Origin of the sequence: Chryseobacterium sp. CFS15 (assembly GCF_031118795.1) — a bacterium.
Classification (GTDB): Bacteria; Bacteroidota; Bacteroidia; order Flavobacteriales; family Weeksellaceae; genus Chryseobacterium; species Chryseobacterium indoltheticum.
The window spans coordinates 269,569-286,594 of sequence record NZ_JAVHYL010000005.1 but is presented as its reverse complement, the minus strand read 5'-3'; the positions used below and the strand labels follow the sequence as shown (position 1 = coordinate 286,594).

The following is a 17,026-nucleotide window of genomic DNA, read 5'->3' as shown; positions in this document are numbered from 1 at the left end:
CACAAGAATCAATCCTGTGGTTTCTATTATTTATTTTTATCTCCGATTAAGGAAATGTAACTCCTGAGTATTTATTAGGATCTACCTGTGGTAAAGTCGATTTATACTTCATGTTGATTGCCTTTATAAATTCATTAGCAACCACTGCATACCCTCTTCCTGTAAGGTGAACTCCATCTAAAGAGAACGTACCGCCAGTAACAAAAGTAGCTGTATATCTTACGCCATTCCAAGAAATTCCTGATTTAGAATTTAATTCAGTCATTTTTGCATTCATATCCACAAAAGCTAAACCATAAGAATCTGCCATAGCTCTGATAGATGTATTGTAAGCTTTAACAGCAGTAGAAATATTCTTCACTTCATCTGTCGTTAATGAATACTGATCTCCTATTGGGAAACTTGCTCCGTAAATAAATACAGAAGATGGTGTAGCAGCTTGATTTGTTGTTGCATCCAAACCTAACAACGAACTTGAGGTAAGAAGCATTAATTCTCCAGGTTTTGCCTGACGTGCTCTCCCGAAAGCGTTTCCTATAAATGCTGCCTGAGTTGCAGGAACACCATTTGCAGCAAGCGCAGCCGTAAGCTGTGCTGAAAGATTAGTTAATTTGTTATCAATAATAAGCACCGGATTATTTCCTGCTACAACAGGATTAATTCTATCACCTTGTCCAAATGCAGTAAGCGCTGCTTTTAAAGGCCCATAAAGCTGGCTATTTAAAGATTGTGCTTTTGCTGCGTCTAAAGGTATAGCGTTATAAGGAACTCTTGTAAAAAACGGGATATTGGTAACATCAGGAATATTTGCAATAATACCTTTTGTAGATCCTACACTTTTCAACCCATCAAGAACACCTTTTATAGAGCCTGCTACCACATTAGCATCTGAAATATCGTTTGATCTGTATGTAGCCGGATTGGTGTTACCGTTCTGAACTGTTGCTGCAGTATATGTAGTAACTCCCCCTGTAGTTTGCGAGTTGGTTCCACCATTTGTTGCATACGACAACACGTCATTATTTCCAATCCAAAGAGAGAAAAAAGTTGGCTTTTGAACCATTGCATCTGCTAGAACACTTGTCGTTGCTGAAGAAGCAAATCTTACAAAGTAAGGATTTGCAGTTCCTGTAAGCAAGCCTGCAGCACTTCCGTAATTTGGAGCTACAAGATGGAAAGATTTTGCGCCAGGAACTCCCATATTATTATACGGTCTACCGGCAGCCACATTATCTAAAGCAGCAGCGGCAGGAGAAGCAACAGGAGCTAAAGCTCCATTAACCATTTTTAAAACAAGTTTTCCCGGAAAACCAGGTAAGTTTGTAAATCCTCCAACATTATTAGGCATCAATGGCTGTTTAAATGCTCCGCCACCTGCAAGTTTCATTTGCATTGCAAGCATACTAGGATAAGATTCGTTCTGACCATCACTGTAAAGTGTCCCATCTCTATAACCAGAAGTAAGGGAGTTTCCCAAGGCAACATAATTAGAGAAATCTGCTTCGCCTTTCGTTACAACGATGTCTTCTACATCAGTATCAAAATCTGTATTACAACTTACTGTAAAAAGAAGTGCCGAAACAGCTATTGTAGATATTATTATTTTTTTCATAATTTAAAATTAAAAAGCATTATAAGATAAACCTAGACCAAAATAGAATGCTTTAGCCTTTGCCTGACCATAGAAACCTAAGTAATTATTTTTCACATCTCTGCTTTGTGGCATTGCATAACCACCGGCAACGTCAACTCCGAATTTATTAAGTTTGAAACCTAAACCTCCTGTTAGCACAAAAGAGTCAAAAGATGGTGTTTCAGGAATGAAATTGTCGTCAGAGTAAGGAGATTCATCATAATAAGCGCCTAAACGACCATAAATCATGTTCGTGAATGCATATTGAGTTCCCAATCTTACAGTTTTTGAATTTCTAAAATTCTTTGGAGCAACCAATATGGTAGGATCTGTCTGATTTCCAATTGGAGCATTAGCAAAATCTAAAGTCAACTTGCTGTACCTTTCCCAACCGTGATAGTTGAAATCCGCAGAAATTAACCATTTTTGTGTAACTCTATATGTAAGACCAATTGTATATTCTTCTACAAGTGGCAAAGTTGCCGTAAAGCCATCTTGTCCTGCAGCGTTCAGTCCTAAAAGAGTATTTACTGTAGCCTGTGCAGGAGCCACGAACGTAGCTGTTCCTTTTTTAGCTTTCATATCAACAGGTGAACGGTATGCGATACTTACATCCAATTTTGGATCAGGTCTGAAATAAAAACCGAAACCATAACCATGACCACTTGCTTTCTCATCATTAATATTAACTGTTCCTCCAAATTGAGTAACTGCCTTATCCCAGTTTACCGATCCTCTGGCGTAGATATAACTTGCCCCAAAAGAAAGCCAATCGGCCATTTTCACGGAAACCATAGGCTGGAAATAATAACTTTTCAGCTCCAGCTTCTGTACCATTTCTCTTCCTTCCCAATCGTAAGGATATTGAATGGTACTACCAAAAGGCGTAGAAAAACTGAAACCAATCGATAGTTTATCAATAGGCTTATACGCTATTGCAGCATAAATCGGTGTACCCAGCGGATTATCGGTCTCAGTACTTTGTAAAGTATTTAAATTTTGAAAAGTAACTTTATTACTTGCTCCAAAACCTCCTGCTACAATACTTAGTTTAGAAGGAATGAATGACATACCTGCCGGATTAAAGAATGCAACACTCGCATCGTCAGCATGAGCACTCGTGTGTGCCATTGCCAACTGTTTAACCCCTTGCAAAGAAACTCTAAAGCCTCCCGCATAAGATAAAACCCCAGCCAATAAAGCAGTTGATATTAATATTTTTTTCATAGACTATTATTATATAACCCAAATATAAAATTATTTTGTTTACGTCTGTTAATAAATCTTAAAATTTTAAACTTAACAGCAAAAGAAAACTATGTTTAAAATAACATCCCTTACATAAAGCTAAATAACATACTCAATCACATACTCTTAAAATAAAAATAAATCCTTATTTCTTACCATGTTTAATATTAAACAATTTCAAAAATTAATATTTAGTACATTTGGAATTGTATAAAGATAAAAATCAATAAATTTGCAAGATTAAACAAATTATAATATGAGTTGTGGATGTAAAACATCCGGCGATTCTGCACATTCTTGCGGAACAAAATCTGCGAATGGCTGTGAAAGTGTAAATACCTGCGGTAATAGTTATAAATTAAGTGTTTTCGATTGGCTGTCTAACGTACAAAACCCTGCATCAAACAGGTGTGATTTTGTAGAAGTTAGATTTAAAAATGACAGAAAATTATTTTATAAAAATGTAAATAATATTCCTTTACATATAGGTAGCGTTGTAACAGTAGAATCTAGTCCGGGACATGATGTGGGTGTAGTAAGCCTCACAGGTGAACTAGTGAAAATTCAGATGAAGAAAAAAAGAGCTTCAGAAGAAAACCCGCTAAAAATATATAGGCTAGCCAACCAAAAAGACATTGAAGTTTGGCAGGAAGCCCGAAAAAAAGAAGAAAATGTAAAAATAGAAGCCAGAAAAATTTCTCACAGATTAGGTCTTGAAATGAAGATTACTGATGTGGAATACCAAGGCGACTCTTCTAAAGTAACATTCTATTACACCGCCGACAACCGTGTGGATTTCAGAATGTTAATTAAAGAATTTGCAGGAGCTTTCCGTACAAAAATCGACATGAAACAAATCGGTTTCAGACAGGAAGCTGCAAAAGTAGGAGGAATAGGATCTTGCGGAAGAGAATTGTGCTGCTCAACCTGGTTGACGGATTTCAGATCGGTAAACACCAATGTGGCAAGATATCAGCAATTGAGTATCAACCCTCAAAAACTGGCAGGGCAATGTGGTAAACTTAAATGTTGTCTAAACTATGAATTAGACAGTTATCTTGATGCATTAAGCCACTTCCCTTCTTCTTCAACGATGATTGATACCGAAAAAGGAAGAGCTTTCTGTATAAAAATTGATGTTTTCAAAAAGAAAATGTGGTTTGCATACGTTGATAGTTCGATGGCGTGGTATGATTTCGATGTAGATTTGGTAAAAAAAATGATTTCACAAAACAAAAGAGGTGAAAAAACGTTACCTCTTGAAGATTTGAAACAGCCTGAAATTTCTGTAAAAACAGTAGATTTAATTCAGGAAAACAGTGTAGATCGTTTTGAAAAGAAGAACAGAGGTTTCAACAAAAACAGAAACCAGGGAAATCAGAATCAAAACAGACCAAACAATAATCAAAATCAGGGACCTAGAAAGCCCAGACCGGAAAACAACACCGAAAAACCACAGGACAGAGCAGATAAAGGCGAGAGAACAGAAAGACCTGAAAAAAGCCAGAAGCCTACACAAAATAATAATCAAAGGCCTCAAAAACAGCAGCAGCAGCAGAAAACACAAACGGAAAAACCTGTCGCAGTAAATAATGATGTTGAAAAAAAACCAGAAAATCAACAACCCAAAAAGAAGTTTAAAAAGAAATTTCCTCCAAAAAAAGATAATAATGCATAAAATTTCAGGACTTTTTCTCCTTATTTTCTTGGTAAGCTGCAATGCTCCCGAAGACGACGTTATTATGAATAACGTTGATAATAAATGGAATAAGAAGACCGAACAAAAATTTAATCTTGAAATTTCGGATCCGCAAAATCCTAAAAATCTTATATTTGTTGTAAGGAATAATAATGAATATCCTTACAGTAATATAAGATTCATTGTTAACCTTACCAATCCTAAAACCAAAGCCAAGCAGACGGATACTTTAAATTATATTTTGGCAAAACCGAACGGCGAGTGGCTGGGAACAGGATTTGGAGAGACGAAAGAAACTTTGTTTCAGTATAAATTGAATTATAAATTCCCGGAAAAAGGCAATTATGAAATTGCCGTTGCTCAGGCAATGAGAAACGATAATCTTCCGGGGATTGAAGACTTAGGTATAAAAGTAGAAACGGCTAAACCGTAATTATACATGGAAGAAAACAAACAAAATACAGGAAATAAGGGAAAGACTTTCCCGCTTCCTCCTAAAAAAGGCGCTAAAAATTCTGCCTGGAAAAGATGGGTAAAATTCATCTGGATTGGGCTTATTGCAGTAATTTTAGGTATTTCAGGACTTTTCTTTGCAGTTTCCCAAGGTTTTCTTGGTGAAATGCCCGATGTAAAAGAACTTGAAAATCCAGACATTTATGTTGCATCCCAAATTTATTCATCAGACGGAGTTCTTTTAGGTAAATTTGAGAAAGAAAAAACGCAGCCAATTCAGTACAAAGATTTGCCTCCGTATCTTATTTATGCACTTCAGGCAAAAGAAGATGAGCGTTTTAAAGAACATTCAGGGATTGATTTAAAATCAATTTTGAGAGCCGTACGATATGGCGGTGACCGAGGTGGAGGTTCTACAATTACACAACAGCTGGCCAAACTTTTATTTACAAAAGAGCCTTCAAAAAACCCCGTAAAAAGAGCAATTCAAAAGCTTAAAGAATGGGTGGTTGCCGTAAGCTTGGAAAAGAGATATACCAAAGAGGAAATTATCACTTTGTATTTTAACAAGTTTGATTTCACATACAATGCAAACGGTGTTGAGATGGCGTCTAAAATTTATTTTAATAAAACGACGTCACAACTTACACTTCCGGAAGCAGCAGTATTTGTATCAATGCTTGAAGCCCCGATTGCAAATAATCCGTTAAGAAATCCTGACCGTGCAAAAAGAAGAAGAGATGTTGTACTATCTCAAATGCTTGAAACCGGTTATGTAGATCAGGCAACGTACGACAAAGCTGTAGCAACGCCGATTACTACAGATTATCGTCCTATAAAAAATATCACAGATGATTATTCAGCCTATTATAAATTCTATTTAAAAAAGGAAATCGATAATTATTTAACTGATTACGAAAAAGAAACCGGTAAAAAATTAAATCTATTTAAAGACGGCTTAAAAATATATGTTACGCTTGATTCTAAGATGCAGAAGTATGCAGAAGAGTCTATCAAAGAGCATTTAACTGATCTTCAAAAAAGATTTGATGCAGAGCAGAGAGGCAGAAAAAACAGACCGTTTTACTACCTCAATGATCAGCAAGCAAATAAAATAATGATGCAGGCGGTAAAAAGAACCGGTCGTTACAAACAACTGAACAGAGCCGGAGTTTCTGAAGATTCAATACTAATGGAATTCCGCAAGCCTATAAAAATGTCAAGATTTACCTGGGCTGGTGAAGAAGAGGTTGAAATGAGCCCTTGGGATTCTATAAGATGGCACAAACAAATTGCACAGGCAGGTCTGATGTCTATGGTTCCCGGAACTGGAGAGATTAAAGCCTGGGTTGGAGGAATCGACTGGCAGCATTTCCAGTACGATCACATCAAACAGGGAAAAAGACAGGTAGGATCTACGTTTAAACCTTTCGTTTACGCAACTGCGATTATGAAATTAGGTTTAACTCCATGTTCGACTATATCAAATGCCAGTTTCAACAAAGGAAGCTATCACGTACCGGGAAGAGGTGGAATGTTAACATTAAAAGATGCTTTAGCACACTCTCAAAACCCTGTCGCATTGAGATTGGCCGAAATGACAGGAACGCAAAGTGTAATTCAGACGGCAAGAGATTTAGGGGTAACTGAAGAAATTTCCACAAGTTTACCGATGGCTTTAGGGGCTTCTGACATTACAATCTATGAAATGCTTGGAGCTTACAGTACATTTGCCAATTACGGAAATTACAACAAACCGGAGATGATCTGGAGAATTGAAGATGTAAACGGAAGAGTGATAAAAGAAGTAATCTCTGAACCGAAAGAAGTGATGAATCCTAATTACGCCTACACCATGATCGAATTGATGAAAGGTGTTGCGCAATATGGTACCGCTTCAGGAGAATTAGGAAGACGAGGAGTCTCTAAAAATATTGAAATTGCTGCAAAAACAGGAACGACTCAGAATAACTCAGACGGTTGGTTTATGGGAATTACTCCAAAACTGGCAACCGGAGCTTGGGTTGGCTGGGAAGACAGAGCTACCCACTTCTTTGGAACAGGAGAAGGTCAGGGAGCAAAAATGGCATTACCAATCTGGGCAATATTTATGAAAAAAGTATGGGCAGATAAAAGTTTAAAAATATCACCAGACGATAAATTTGTAAAACCTCTTGATTGGAAAGACGGATGCTCCAACCTTCAGGGGCTAAGTGGAGGATACGGTGACGATGGAGGATTACAGACCATTGATGACTTAAAAAATCCACGCCCTGCAGACACAGGACCGAAAAATAATTCTGGTAAAAAAGAAGAAAATGTAAATGAACATTTGAACACCAGTGAAGATATTGATTTTAATAAATAAATTTCTTTATAATTATCATAAGACCTTTCAATTACTGAAAGGTCTTTTTTGTTTCTTTCTTTTAATATCTTTGAAGTATGAATATCGACAAGATTACCCAGCCTTTTACAGAGATTTTCCCCGGAGATTTTTCAGGAAACACTATTCAGCGAAACACACCAAAAGTTCTGTTTTCAACTGTTGATCCGGTGGGCTTTGAAAATCCTGAATTGATTATTTTTAATGAAAAACTTTCAGAAGAAATAGGTTTGGGAAAATTCAATAAAGATGACCTTAATTTTTTAGCGGCAACCAATTTACCCGAAAATGTAAAAACTTATGCTACCGCTTACGCAGGGCATCAATTTGGAAACTGGGCAGGCCAATTAGGAGACGGCCGTGCAATTCTTGCTGGAGAAATCACTAATGAAGCAGAGAAAAAAAACGAAATTCAATGGAAAGGAGCCGGAGCAACGCCTTATTCCCGTCACGCAGATGGAAGAGCTGTTCTGAGATCTTCTGTTCGTGAATATCTGATGAGTGAGGCAATGCATCATTTGGGAATCCCGACAACCAGAGCCTTAAGTTTATGCCTCACAGGCGAAGATGTTGTACGAGACATGATGTACAGCGGAAACCCTCAGAACGAAAAAGGTGCAGTCGTTGTAAGAACAGCAGAAAGTTTTCTTCGTTTTGGGCATTTTGAATTAATGTCTGCTCAGAAAGAAATTGATACTTTACAAAAACTTACAGATTTCACTATTAAAAATTATTTTCCTGAAATTAATTCTGTGGGCGAGCAAAAATACAAAGACTTCTTTCAATCAGTCTGTACAAAAACAGCAGATTTAATGGTCGAATGGTTTAGAGTTGGCTTTGTACACGGAGTGATGAATACAGATAATATGTCGATTTTAGGTTTAACAATCGATTACGGGCCTTATTCGATGATGGATGAATATGATCTCAATTTCACTCCAAACACAACTGATTTACCCGGAAGAAGATATGCTTTTGGAAAACAGGGACAGATCTCACAATGGAATCTTTGGCAACTTGCCAACGCACTTTTTCCTTTGATAAAAGATGAAGAGTTTTTAGAAGAAACATTAAATTCTTACGGAAATTATTTTTGGGAGGCTCACGATAAAATGCTGTGCAGAAAATTTGGTTTTGATGAATTGAAAAAAGAGGATGAAGAATTTTTCATCAACTGGCAAGGTTTGATGCAGGAACTTCAATTTGATTATACCTTATTTTTTAATCTTTTAGAAAAACTAGAAAGCATTTCAGACATCAAAACAGATTTTCAGAAAATATCTTACGGCTTTTTGGATGATGCTAAAATTGAAAAGCTCGAAGATTTTATACAAACTTATTCTCTTCGATTAAAAGCTAACACTATTTCAAAAGAAGAGTTATTAGATTTAATGAGAAAAACAAATCCAAAATTCCTACTCAGAAATTACCTCCTCTTTGAATGTATTGAAGAAATAAACAATGGTAGAACTGAATTATTACAAAAACTCACAAAAGCATTGGAAAATCCATATGAAGAAATTTTTCCCGAATTTTCGGTGACAAGACCTCCAAATTATGATGATATTTCAGGATGTTCAATGTTATCTTGTAGTTCTTAGCATTATTCATTAAAATATTTGCATTCATATGTGATTATTTTTATTAATTTTGGAAAAAATTAATATTTATGAAAAAAGTTCTACTTTCTGCTTTTGCACTAATGGTTAGTTCATCAGCCTTTTCTCAGTATTGGTCTACCCAAAATACTGGTTTCTCAACACCATCAAGAGGTATTTCCGGAATGGAAGTATATGACGCCAATACAGCCTGGGCTTTTGCTTATGACGGAGCTCCTTTAAATCCAAATAACCCACCAATTATTCAGGAATTTACTAAAACATCCAACGGAGGTACTACCTGGACTTCAGGTGCTATAAATGTTGGGAATCCTGCTTTAACAATCACCAACATTTCAGGTGTTAGCGGAACTACAGCTTGGGTGGGTGCTTTATTATCTACAGCATCTGACGGATTAGGTGCAGTTTACAAAACAGTAAATGGGGGCGCGACATGGACGGCTCAGCAAGCTTTTTCAACAGCTGGCGAATCATATTTAAACTTTGTTCATGGCTTTGATGCCAATAGTGCTATTGCTGGTGGCGACCCACAAGGTGGCGGATATGAGCTTTACACAACTGCTAATGGAGGAACCTCTTGGACAAGAGTGCCTGCTGCCAATGTTCCAGCTCCACTCAATAATGAGTATGGATACAATGCCGGATATTATGCAGTTGGAAATAATATCTTCTTTTACACAAACAAAGGAAGAATTTACAAATCAACTGATAAAGGTCTAAATTGGACTATTGCATTTACCGGTTCTACATATTCTCTTAATGATTTTGGCGGAGCAACAATAAGTGGAGACATGGCTTGGAGTGATGCAAACCGAGGTATTGTCTTTAAGAAAACATATAATACTGCGACTCCTCCAGCTCCTACAGCCTTAGCAATTTACAGAACTACTGACGGAGGAACTACCTGGTCTACTGTGACGTTTACAGGAATTACAGCAGCAAATAGTATCAACGACATAACTTATGTTCCCGGTACTAACATTTTAGTGGCAACCAGCTCTAGCCCAACAACAGGCGGATCATGGAAAAGCTTAGATAACGGTTCTACTTGGACAGCTCTTGATACCGGAGTACAGCATCTAAATGTTAGATGTTCTGATGTCAGCACATGTTATTCTGGAGGATTTAACACATCAGCAACTGTTGGCGGAATGTTTAAATCATCTCAAAATTTAGGTGTTGCGGATACTAGTAAAGCAATCAACGTTTTATCGATGTATCCTAATCCGACAAAAGGAGAAGTAAACATCAAAACTGATAAGAAAATAAAATCAACGACTGTACTAGACTTATCAGGAAAGGTAATTGCAACAGGGAGCTCAGAAAAAGTAAACTTAAGTGGATTCACAAAGGGAACTTACTTAATTACAGTAGAGTTTGCTGATGGCAGCACAAAAACAGAAAAAATCATTAAAGATTAATCAACAATCTTTTTAATATTGCAAAACTCACCTTTTCAGGTGGGTTTTTTATTTTACTTTTGCAAAAAAATAATACCGGGTGTCAATTAAATTAAAATTTTTCAACTTTTTTAAAATTGTATTTCCTTCTTCTTACATCGAATTGGGAATATTTATTTTTTTTATCACCATTTATGGTTTATTCGGAACCTATTTAGCACAACATTACCGAATTATTTTTGATGCAAGAATTCCTTGGGACGGCTATTTCAGCTTTGATAATAAAGCGATCGTAATGAGCGGCGGAAGTTTTGAAAGACACCCTTTGTCCTATTATTTTTTCAATTGGATTAGGGAGCTAGCTTTTTATATTTCAGATGGAAAAACAGGTAGTAATTTCAGATTGACATTGGTCTGGTTGAGTAACATCACCATCAGTTTAAGCTTAATTCAGATTTATAAATATTTAAAAAATATCATCCTTCTTCCTTTAGGATTAAATCTTTTGATTATTGTTTTTTTCAGTGTTTTTTCAACTAATATTTTATTGTCATTCACACCGGAAACCTACACCTATACCCTATTTTTATTGGTATTATTCAATTATTATACAGCAATAAAATTTAAAAAAGATCAAAAAATTGCCGGTTCAGCTTTGGTTTTGGCGGGAGTTACAATCGGAGGATTAACGGTGACAAATATTGTAAAAGTGTTTATACCAATTGTATTTGAAAAAGACATTTTTAAAAGCTGGAAAAAATTTGGCAATGCAGCTTTCAGAGTTGCAATAACATGCGTAACTTTTATTTTGCTTTACCTTTACCGAATAGATTTTAAGTACAAAAATATCCTTTCAAAATCGGGAGAGCAATACGAGAAATTTTCTAATGTAAAATCTACTCCGACTTGGGATATGATTTACTCGTATTTCTTTGGCGGAAGCATACTTTTTCCAAGCTTTTTTATCCGCGAAAAACATAATATGAAAGGGTTTTATTACAAAGCGCTTTTCATGGACGTTTATACTTCAATCATCCCCTATTTATTTATTGGATTACTTTTAGGACTGATTTTGTGGAGCTATTTTAAGAACTTCAAGAATAAACTGGTACAGATTATTATGCTTTCTTTACTGGTTGATATTCTCATTCACTGTGTTTTCAGGTTTGGGCTTCATACTTCTTACATTTACGGCGGGCATTTTGTTTTTGTATTCCCGATTATGCTGGGGTGGCTCTTTTTTTCATACAAAGAATCTCCAAAAATGATGTCATTTTTCACATCAGTCATTGGAATCATGTTTGTCTATTTACTCCTGAATAATTACATGAGAATGTGGGAATTCTATGATTTTGTCAATCAATTTTACAGATAAAAAAGGCTGAGAAAAATATTCTCAGCCTTTTAATTTTTTATTTAATTAATCCTTATTTCGCCTCTACACAGAACACTCTGTATTGAATAGGTGTTGCAGATTTAAAGTATTCTTTTACTCTGGCCAAATCGGCCGCAGCACTTTGTCTTGAGAAATAACTTCCAGCCAAAATCTTGTAATTTGGTCTCAAAGAAGCATCCGTTTCAACCTTTAGGTTTGGAAATCTTTTTCTGAAATACGCTTTGATTTCATTAGCTTCTTCATTACTTTTTACTATTGCAACCTGAATTTTAAACCCTAATATTCTAGGATTTTTTCTGCAGATTTCTGCATTGGTCAGTTCACGGCTAGGAACGTATATTTTCGTTGGCTTTGCAGGAGCATCATCATCAATACCCGAAGAAACTCTTGTTGCCGTTGTCTTCGCACATCGATCCTCAACTGCAGATAAAGCTTCACTTACACGAGAATCCATTGTTATAGTAAGTTCAGTTCCAGACAGTGTATCCTTCTTTACAACCTGCTGTGCTTCAAGAGTATAAAAACTCATTAAAGAAAGTAGCGAAAATATTTTGATGAAATTTTTCATTTAAACTTGTTTCCGCAAAGTTATAATAATTTAAAAATACAGCAAACAGAGTTATTTAGAATAGTTACAAATTAAACCTATATGACATTTTACCTTTTGTTAAAGCCGTTAAATTCTTCTTAAAAATATTATTTTTGCGGGATTGATTACACATTCAATATTTACTAACATAAGATAATTTAAATGATTAGTTGGAGAAAGCATTATAAAAAAGGGCTGATTGCGATAGGTTTATTGCTATCAACAAGTGCTTCAATTTACGGGCAAGACGGCGATCCTAAAAATGGCGAAAAACTTTTTAAGGCAAACTGTACAGCATGTCACGCGTTAGACAAACAAGTCGTAGGACCTGCACTGAAAGGTGTGGTAGACCGATTGAAAACTGAGCAAGGACTTGATACAGATTGGCTTCACAAGTGGATTAAAGACAACAAAGCGCTTAGAGCTTCAGGCGATAAGTATGCAAATGAAGTCTTTGAAAAATTTAATAAGACTGAAATGCAGGTCTTTCCTAATCTTGCAGATAAGGATATTGACGACATTTTAGCGTACACAACTAATCCTCCTGTTGAGGAGCCAAAAGCTGATCCTGCTGCAACTACTGCAACAGATACCGCAAACGCTGCACCAGCTAACAATACAACATCAAGTATTGTAATTATTTCACTTATTGCAATTGCAGGTTTACTGGTTTGGATCTTAGTTAAGCTAAGACAATTGGTAAAACTGGGGCAATCTGAGGAACTTACAGGACTTAACGAAACAAGAGTAAAGTCTTTCAGCGAAATCTACGAGAAATACCACTATATCGGTAAAGGTCTATTGGCTGTATTGGCCATTTTAGCGACTTACGGTATCTGGAACTGGATCATGTGGATTGGTGTTTACAAAGGGTATAAGCCTGAACAGCCTATCTATTTCTCTCACAAAATTCACGCTGGAGAAAACAAAATCGACTGCCAATTGTGTCACTCAAGTGCTAAATATGGTAAAGTATCTGAGATCCCTTCTATGAACGTTTGTATGAACTGTCACAGAACAATTTCAGAATACAACGGTAAGTACATCGAGCCAGGAAAAGACAAAGCATTCTACGACGGAGAAATCCAGAAGATTTATGCTGCAACAGGTTGGGATGCTGAAAAACAGCAGTACACCGGTAAAACTACTCCTGTAGAATGGACAAGAATCCACAACATGCCAGATTTCGTTTACTTCAACCACTCTCAACACGTAGTAGCAGGTGAGCAGGCGATTATCAATTCATTCAACAAGAAAAATCCAGACAACAAGATAGACGTAGTTTGTAAAGCTTGTCACGGAAAAATCGATACAATGAACGTTGTACAAATGGCAAACGACTTCACCATGGGATGGTGTATCGAATGTCACAGAACAACCGAAATTGATATGAACAACGGTTATAATAAAGAATACTTCAAGAATCTACACGAGAAGCTTAAAAAGCAATACCCGAAAGATGGTGGTAAAATCACTGTAGATGCAATTGGAGGTCTTGAGTGTGGTAAATGTCATTATTAATAACTAAAAAATTAGAAGTATAAAAATGGCTTCAAACAAAATACAATTTAGAAGTATTCACGAACTTAAAGACCCTGCCCTAACCGGTAAGTTGGCTCTTAAAGAGTTCCAAGAAGAAATTCCGGTAGAAGATTTTCTGGAAAGTGCCGAAAAAACAGACGGTACATCCAGAAGAGATTTCCTGAAAATATTAGGATTCTCTACAGCAGCTGTAACATTGGCTGCCTGTGAAGCTCCGGTAATCAAAACGATTCCTTACGTAGTAAAACCACATGAGATTATTCCTGGGATTCCCAATTACTACGCTTCAACATATTTTGACGGTTTCGACTTCGCAAGTGTTTTAGTAAAAACAAGAGAAGGTAGACCCATCAAAATCGAACCGAACCCGGCAGCTGGAGATTTAGGTAAAACTAACGCAAGAGCTCAGGCAAGTGTACTTTCTCTTTATGATAACGATAAAGTAAAACAGCCTAAACTTGACGGTAAAGACGAAACTTTCGATAAAGTAGATGATTTCGTTTTGAAAGGATTAAACGAAGCTCAGTCTGCAGGTAAAAAGATTGTTCTTTTATCTCAGTCTTTCGCTTCACCTACATTCAAAAAATTATTTGCTGAATTTAAAGCAAAATATCCTACAGCTGAATTAGTAACTTATGATGCTTTCCCTTACTCTGCAGCTTTAGATGCAGCTCAGGAAGTTTTCGGACAAAGAGCATTGCCTGTTTACGATCTTAAAGGATCTGAATTGGTGGTTGCTTTCCAGGCTGATTTCTTAGGAGACTATAACGCAGCTAGCTTAGAAACTTCTTATGCAGCAGCAAGAGTTCCGGGAGCAAACATGTTGAGACACATTCAGGTTGAATCTAATATGTCTTTAACGGGTGCGAACTCAGACTCTAGATACAGAGTAAAACCAAGTGATGTAAACAAAGCTTTGGTGGAAGTTTACAACGCTATCGTTACAGGATCTGCGCCAACAAGTAAAGTTGCTACAGAAATTGTAAAAGAATTACAGGCTAAAGGAAGCAAAGCAGTTGTTTTAGCTGACGGTTCTAAAGCTGCACAGGTTTTAGCACACTTAATTAACCAAAAATTAGGTTCAGTTGCTTTCACAGGTAAAGCAAACTTCCTAAAAGAATTTGATAAAGCAAGATATCAGGAATTTTTGGGATGGGTTAATGCAGGACAGGTTGGTGTATTGATTACAAACAACGTTGACCCTGTCTATTCTAATAACAAAGGTCAGGATTTCAAAAAATCTTTGGCTAAAGTTCCTTACGTAATTGCGGTTACAGATAAGAAAAACGAAATGTATAAAGCAGCGAAAGCTGTAATTCCGGTAGCTAACTGGCTAGAATCTTGGGGCGATATGGAACCTCAGACTGGAGTTTATACATTGATGCAGCCAACAATCCAGAAAATCTACAAATCAAGACAGATCGAAGAATCATTATTGGTTTGGAAAAATGGTAAAAATAATGCTGCAAACAATTACTACGATTACTTAAAAGCGAGTGCATCTTCTATTTTGGGAGCTACTTCTTTCAACAAAGCTTTATATAATGGTGTTGTTCCTTCTAATAATGCAACCACGTTGTCTTATGCTGGCGGAAACGGTGCTCAGGCTGTCGCTGAATTAGGTAATTTTAAAGCTTCAGATTTAGAATTAGTACTTTATACAAAGACTTCTATCGGAGACGGAACTCAGGCAAACAACCCTTGGTTGCAGGAATTACCAGATCCTATTACAAGAATGTCTTGGGATAACTATTTGACTATTTCAACTAAAGATGCAGAAAGATTAGGAATAGAAAACAGTCTTAATGCAAGAATGCAGTTAGACGGTTCTCTTGTAAATCTTACAGTAAACGGAGTAAAAATAGAAAACGTACCCGTATTCATTCAGCCGGGTCAGGCAGACGGATCTGTTGGTCTTGCTTTAGGATATGGTAAAAAAGATTCTGGAACTACTGCAGATACAGGGGTAAATGCTTATCCTCTATTTGACGGTTCAAACCTGGTTATTTCAAACGTTTCAATCGAGAAAACGGGTGAAGAACATGAGTTTGCAGGCGTACAGCTTCAGAATACATTAATGGGACGTTACGAAATTGCAAAAGAAGTTCCTTTAGCGCAGTTTATTAATGTACCTTTCGATGATGAACATAAAGGATGGAACAAGCCTTTGGAATATCACACCATCAGCGGAGCGCTTCCAGCAGGTAAAATTGACCTTTGGGATGCTTTTGATGATACAGATGGGCCTCACTTCAACTTATCAGTAGACTTAAACTCTTGTACGGGTTGTGGAGCATGTATTATTGCCTGTCAGGCAGAGAACAACGTTCCTGTAGTTGGTAAAGAAGAGATCAGAATGTCGAGAGATATGTTCTGGTTGAGAATTGACCGTTACTACTCATCTGAGAAAAAAGTTACTGTTTATGATGGTCTTAAAGAAGGAATGGCAGTGCCTGAACTTTACGGAAGCAGTGTATTAGGTATTGAAGGAGCATTAGAAAACCCAGCAGAAAATCCAGATGTGATCTTCCAGCCGGTAATGTGCCAGCACTGTAACCACGCTCCATGTGAAACTGTTTGTCCAGTTGCGGCAACTTCTCACAGTAAGCAAGGACAAAACCATATGGCTTACAACAGATGTATCGGTACAAGATATTGTGCTAACAACTGTCCTTACAAAGTAAGACGTTTCAACTGGTTTACTTATAACCTCAATGACAAGTTCGACTTCAACATGAATAACGATCTTGGAAGAATGGTACTTAACCCGGATGTTGTTGTAAGAACAAGAGGGGTAATGGAGAAATGTTCAATGTGTATCCAAATGACTCAGACAACAATTCTTGAGGCTAAAAAGGAAAACAGAATTGTGAAAGACGGAGAGTTCCAGACAGCTTGTGCTAAAGCTTGTTCTACAGGATCACTTCAGTTTGGAGACATGAATGATAAAGAATCTCATGTTAGAAAACTATATTCTAACAACAGAAGATATCATTTACTTGAAGAGATAGGAACCAAACCAAATGTGTTCTATCACGCTAAAGTAAGAAATAGAGTATAA

General features: G+C 36.6%; 11 protein-coding genes. 8 read left to right on the top strand and 3 right to left on the bottom strand.

The annotated features are described in order from the left end of the window. Window positions 1-46 precede the first annotated feature (46 nt). Both OH814_RS10535 and OH814_RS10530 read right to left on the bottom strand, forming a co-directional pair. Window positions 47-1,612, bottom strand: a complete 1,566-nt coding sequence (locus OH814_RS10535) for a G-D-S-L family lipolytic protein (RefSeq protein WP_308828121.1) — start codon at window positions 1,610-1,612, stop codon at window positions 47-49. Between the two features lie 9 nt (window positions 1,613-1,621). Further along, on the bottom strand, window positions 1,622-2,860 hold the full coding sequence (locus OH814_RS10530; protein ID WP_308828120.1) for an outer membrane protein transport protein: 1,239 nt from the start codon (window positions 2,858-2,860) through the stop codon (window positions 1,622-1,624). A gap of 277 nt (window positions 2,861-3,137) precedes the next feature. On the opposite strand from OH814_RS10530, the gene OH814_RS10525 reads away from it, so the two are divergent. From OH814_RS10525 to OH814_RS10500, 6 genes are all read left to right on the top strand, one after another. Next, window positions 3,138-4,559: a regulatory iron-sulfur-containing complex subunit RicT gene (locus OH814_RS10525; RefSeq protein ID WP_308828119.1), complete on the top strand. Its 1,422-nt coding sequence runs from the start codon at window positions 3,138-3,140 to the stop codon at window positions 4,557-4,559. Further along, window positions 4,552-5,013: a gliding motility lipoprotein GldH gene (locus OH814_RS10520; protein WP_308828118.1), complete on the top strand. Its 462-nt coding sequence runs from the start codon at window positions 4,552-4,554 to the stop codon at window positions 5,011-5,013. The genes OH814_RS10525 and OH814_RS10520 overlap by 8 nt, the downstream gene beginning before the upstream one ends. Window positions 5,014-5,019: 6 nt before the next feature. Continuing rightward, window positions 5,020-7,401, top strand: a complete 2,382-nt coding sequence (locus OH814_RS10515; protein ID WP_076561251.1) for a penicillin-binding protein 1A — start codon at window positions 5,020-5,022, stop codon at window positions 7,399-7,401. Between the two features lie 77 nt (window positions 7,402-7,478). Next, the gene (locus OH814_RS10510; RefSeq protein ID WP_308828117.1) at window positions 7,479-9,020 is read left to right on the top strand and encodes a protein adenylyltransferase SelO family protein; all 1,542 of its coding nucleotides are present in this window, start codon (window positions 7,479-7,481) and stop codon (window positions 9,018-9,020) included. Between the two features lie 68 nt (window positions 9,021-9,088). Beyond that, complete coding sequence (locus OH814_RS10505) at window positions 9,089-10,459, top strand: T9SS type A sorting domain-containing protein (RefSeq protein ID WP_308828116.1); 1,371 nt, start codon at window positions 9,089-9,091, stop codon at window positions 10,457-10,459. A 79-nt stretch (window positions 10,460-10,538) separates the two neighbouring features. After that, on the top strand, window positions 10,539-11,813 hold the full coding sequence (locus OH814_RS10500; RefSeq protein ID WP_308828115.1) for a DUF6080 domain-containing protein: 1,275 nt from the start codon (window positions 10,539-10,541) through the stop codon (window positions 11,811-11,813). Window positions 11,814-11,865: 52 nt separating this feature from the next. Here the strand turns inward: OH814_RS10500 and OH814_RS10495 are convergent, their stop codons facing one another. Beyond that, entirely contained in the window at window positions 11,866-12,402 is a 537-nt protein-coding gene (locus OH814_RS10495; RefSeq protein ID WP_201132730.1) for an SPOR domain-containing protein, read from the bottom strand. A gap of 183 nt (window positions 12,403-12,585) precedes the next feature. Here OH814_RS10495 and OH814_RS10490 point away from each other — a divergent pair, with 183 nt between their 5' ends. Both OH814_RS10490 and OH814_RS10485 read left to right on the top strand, forming a co-directional pair. Next, window positions 12,586-13,944, top strand: coding sequence for a c-type cytochrome (locus OH814_RS10490; protein ID WP_076561247.1), 1,359 nt, complete (start codon window positions 12,586-12,588; stop codon window positions 13,942-13,944). A gap of 25 nt (window positions 13,945-13,969) precedes the next feature. Then, window positions 13,970-17,026, top strand: coding sequence for a TAT-variant-translocated molybdopterin oxidoreductase (locus tag OH814_RS10485; protein ID WP_308828114.1), 3,057 nt, complete (start codon window positions 13,970-13,972; stop codon window positions 17,024-17,026).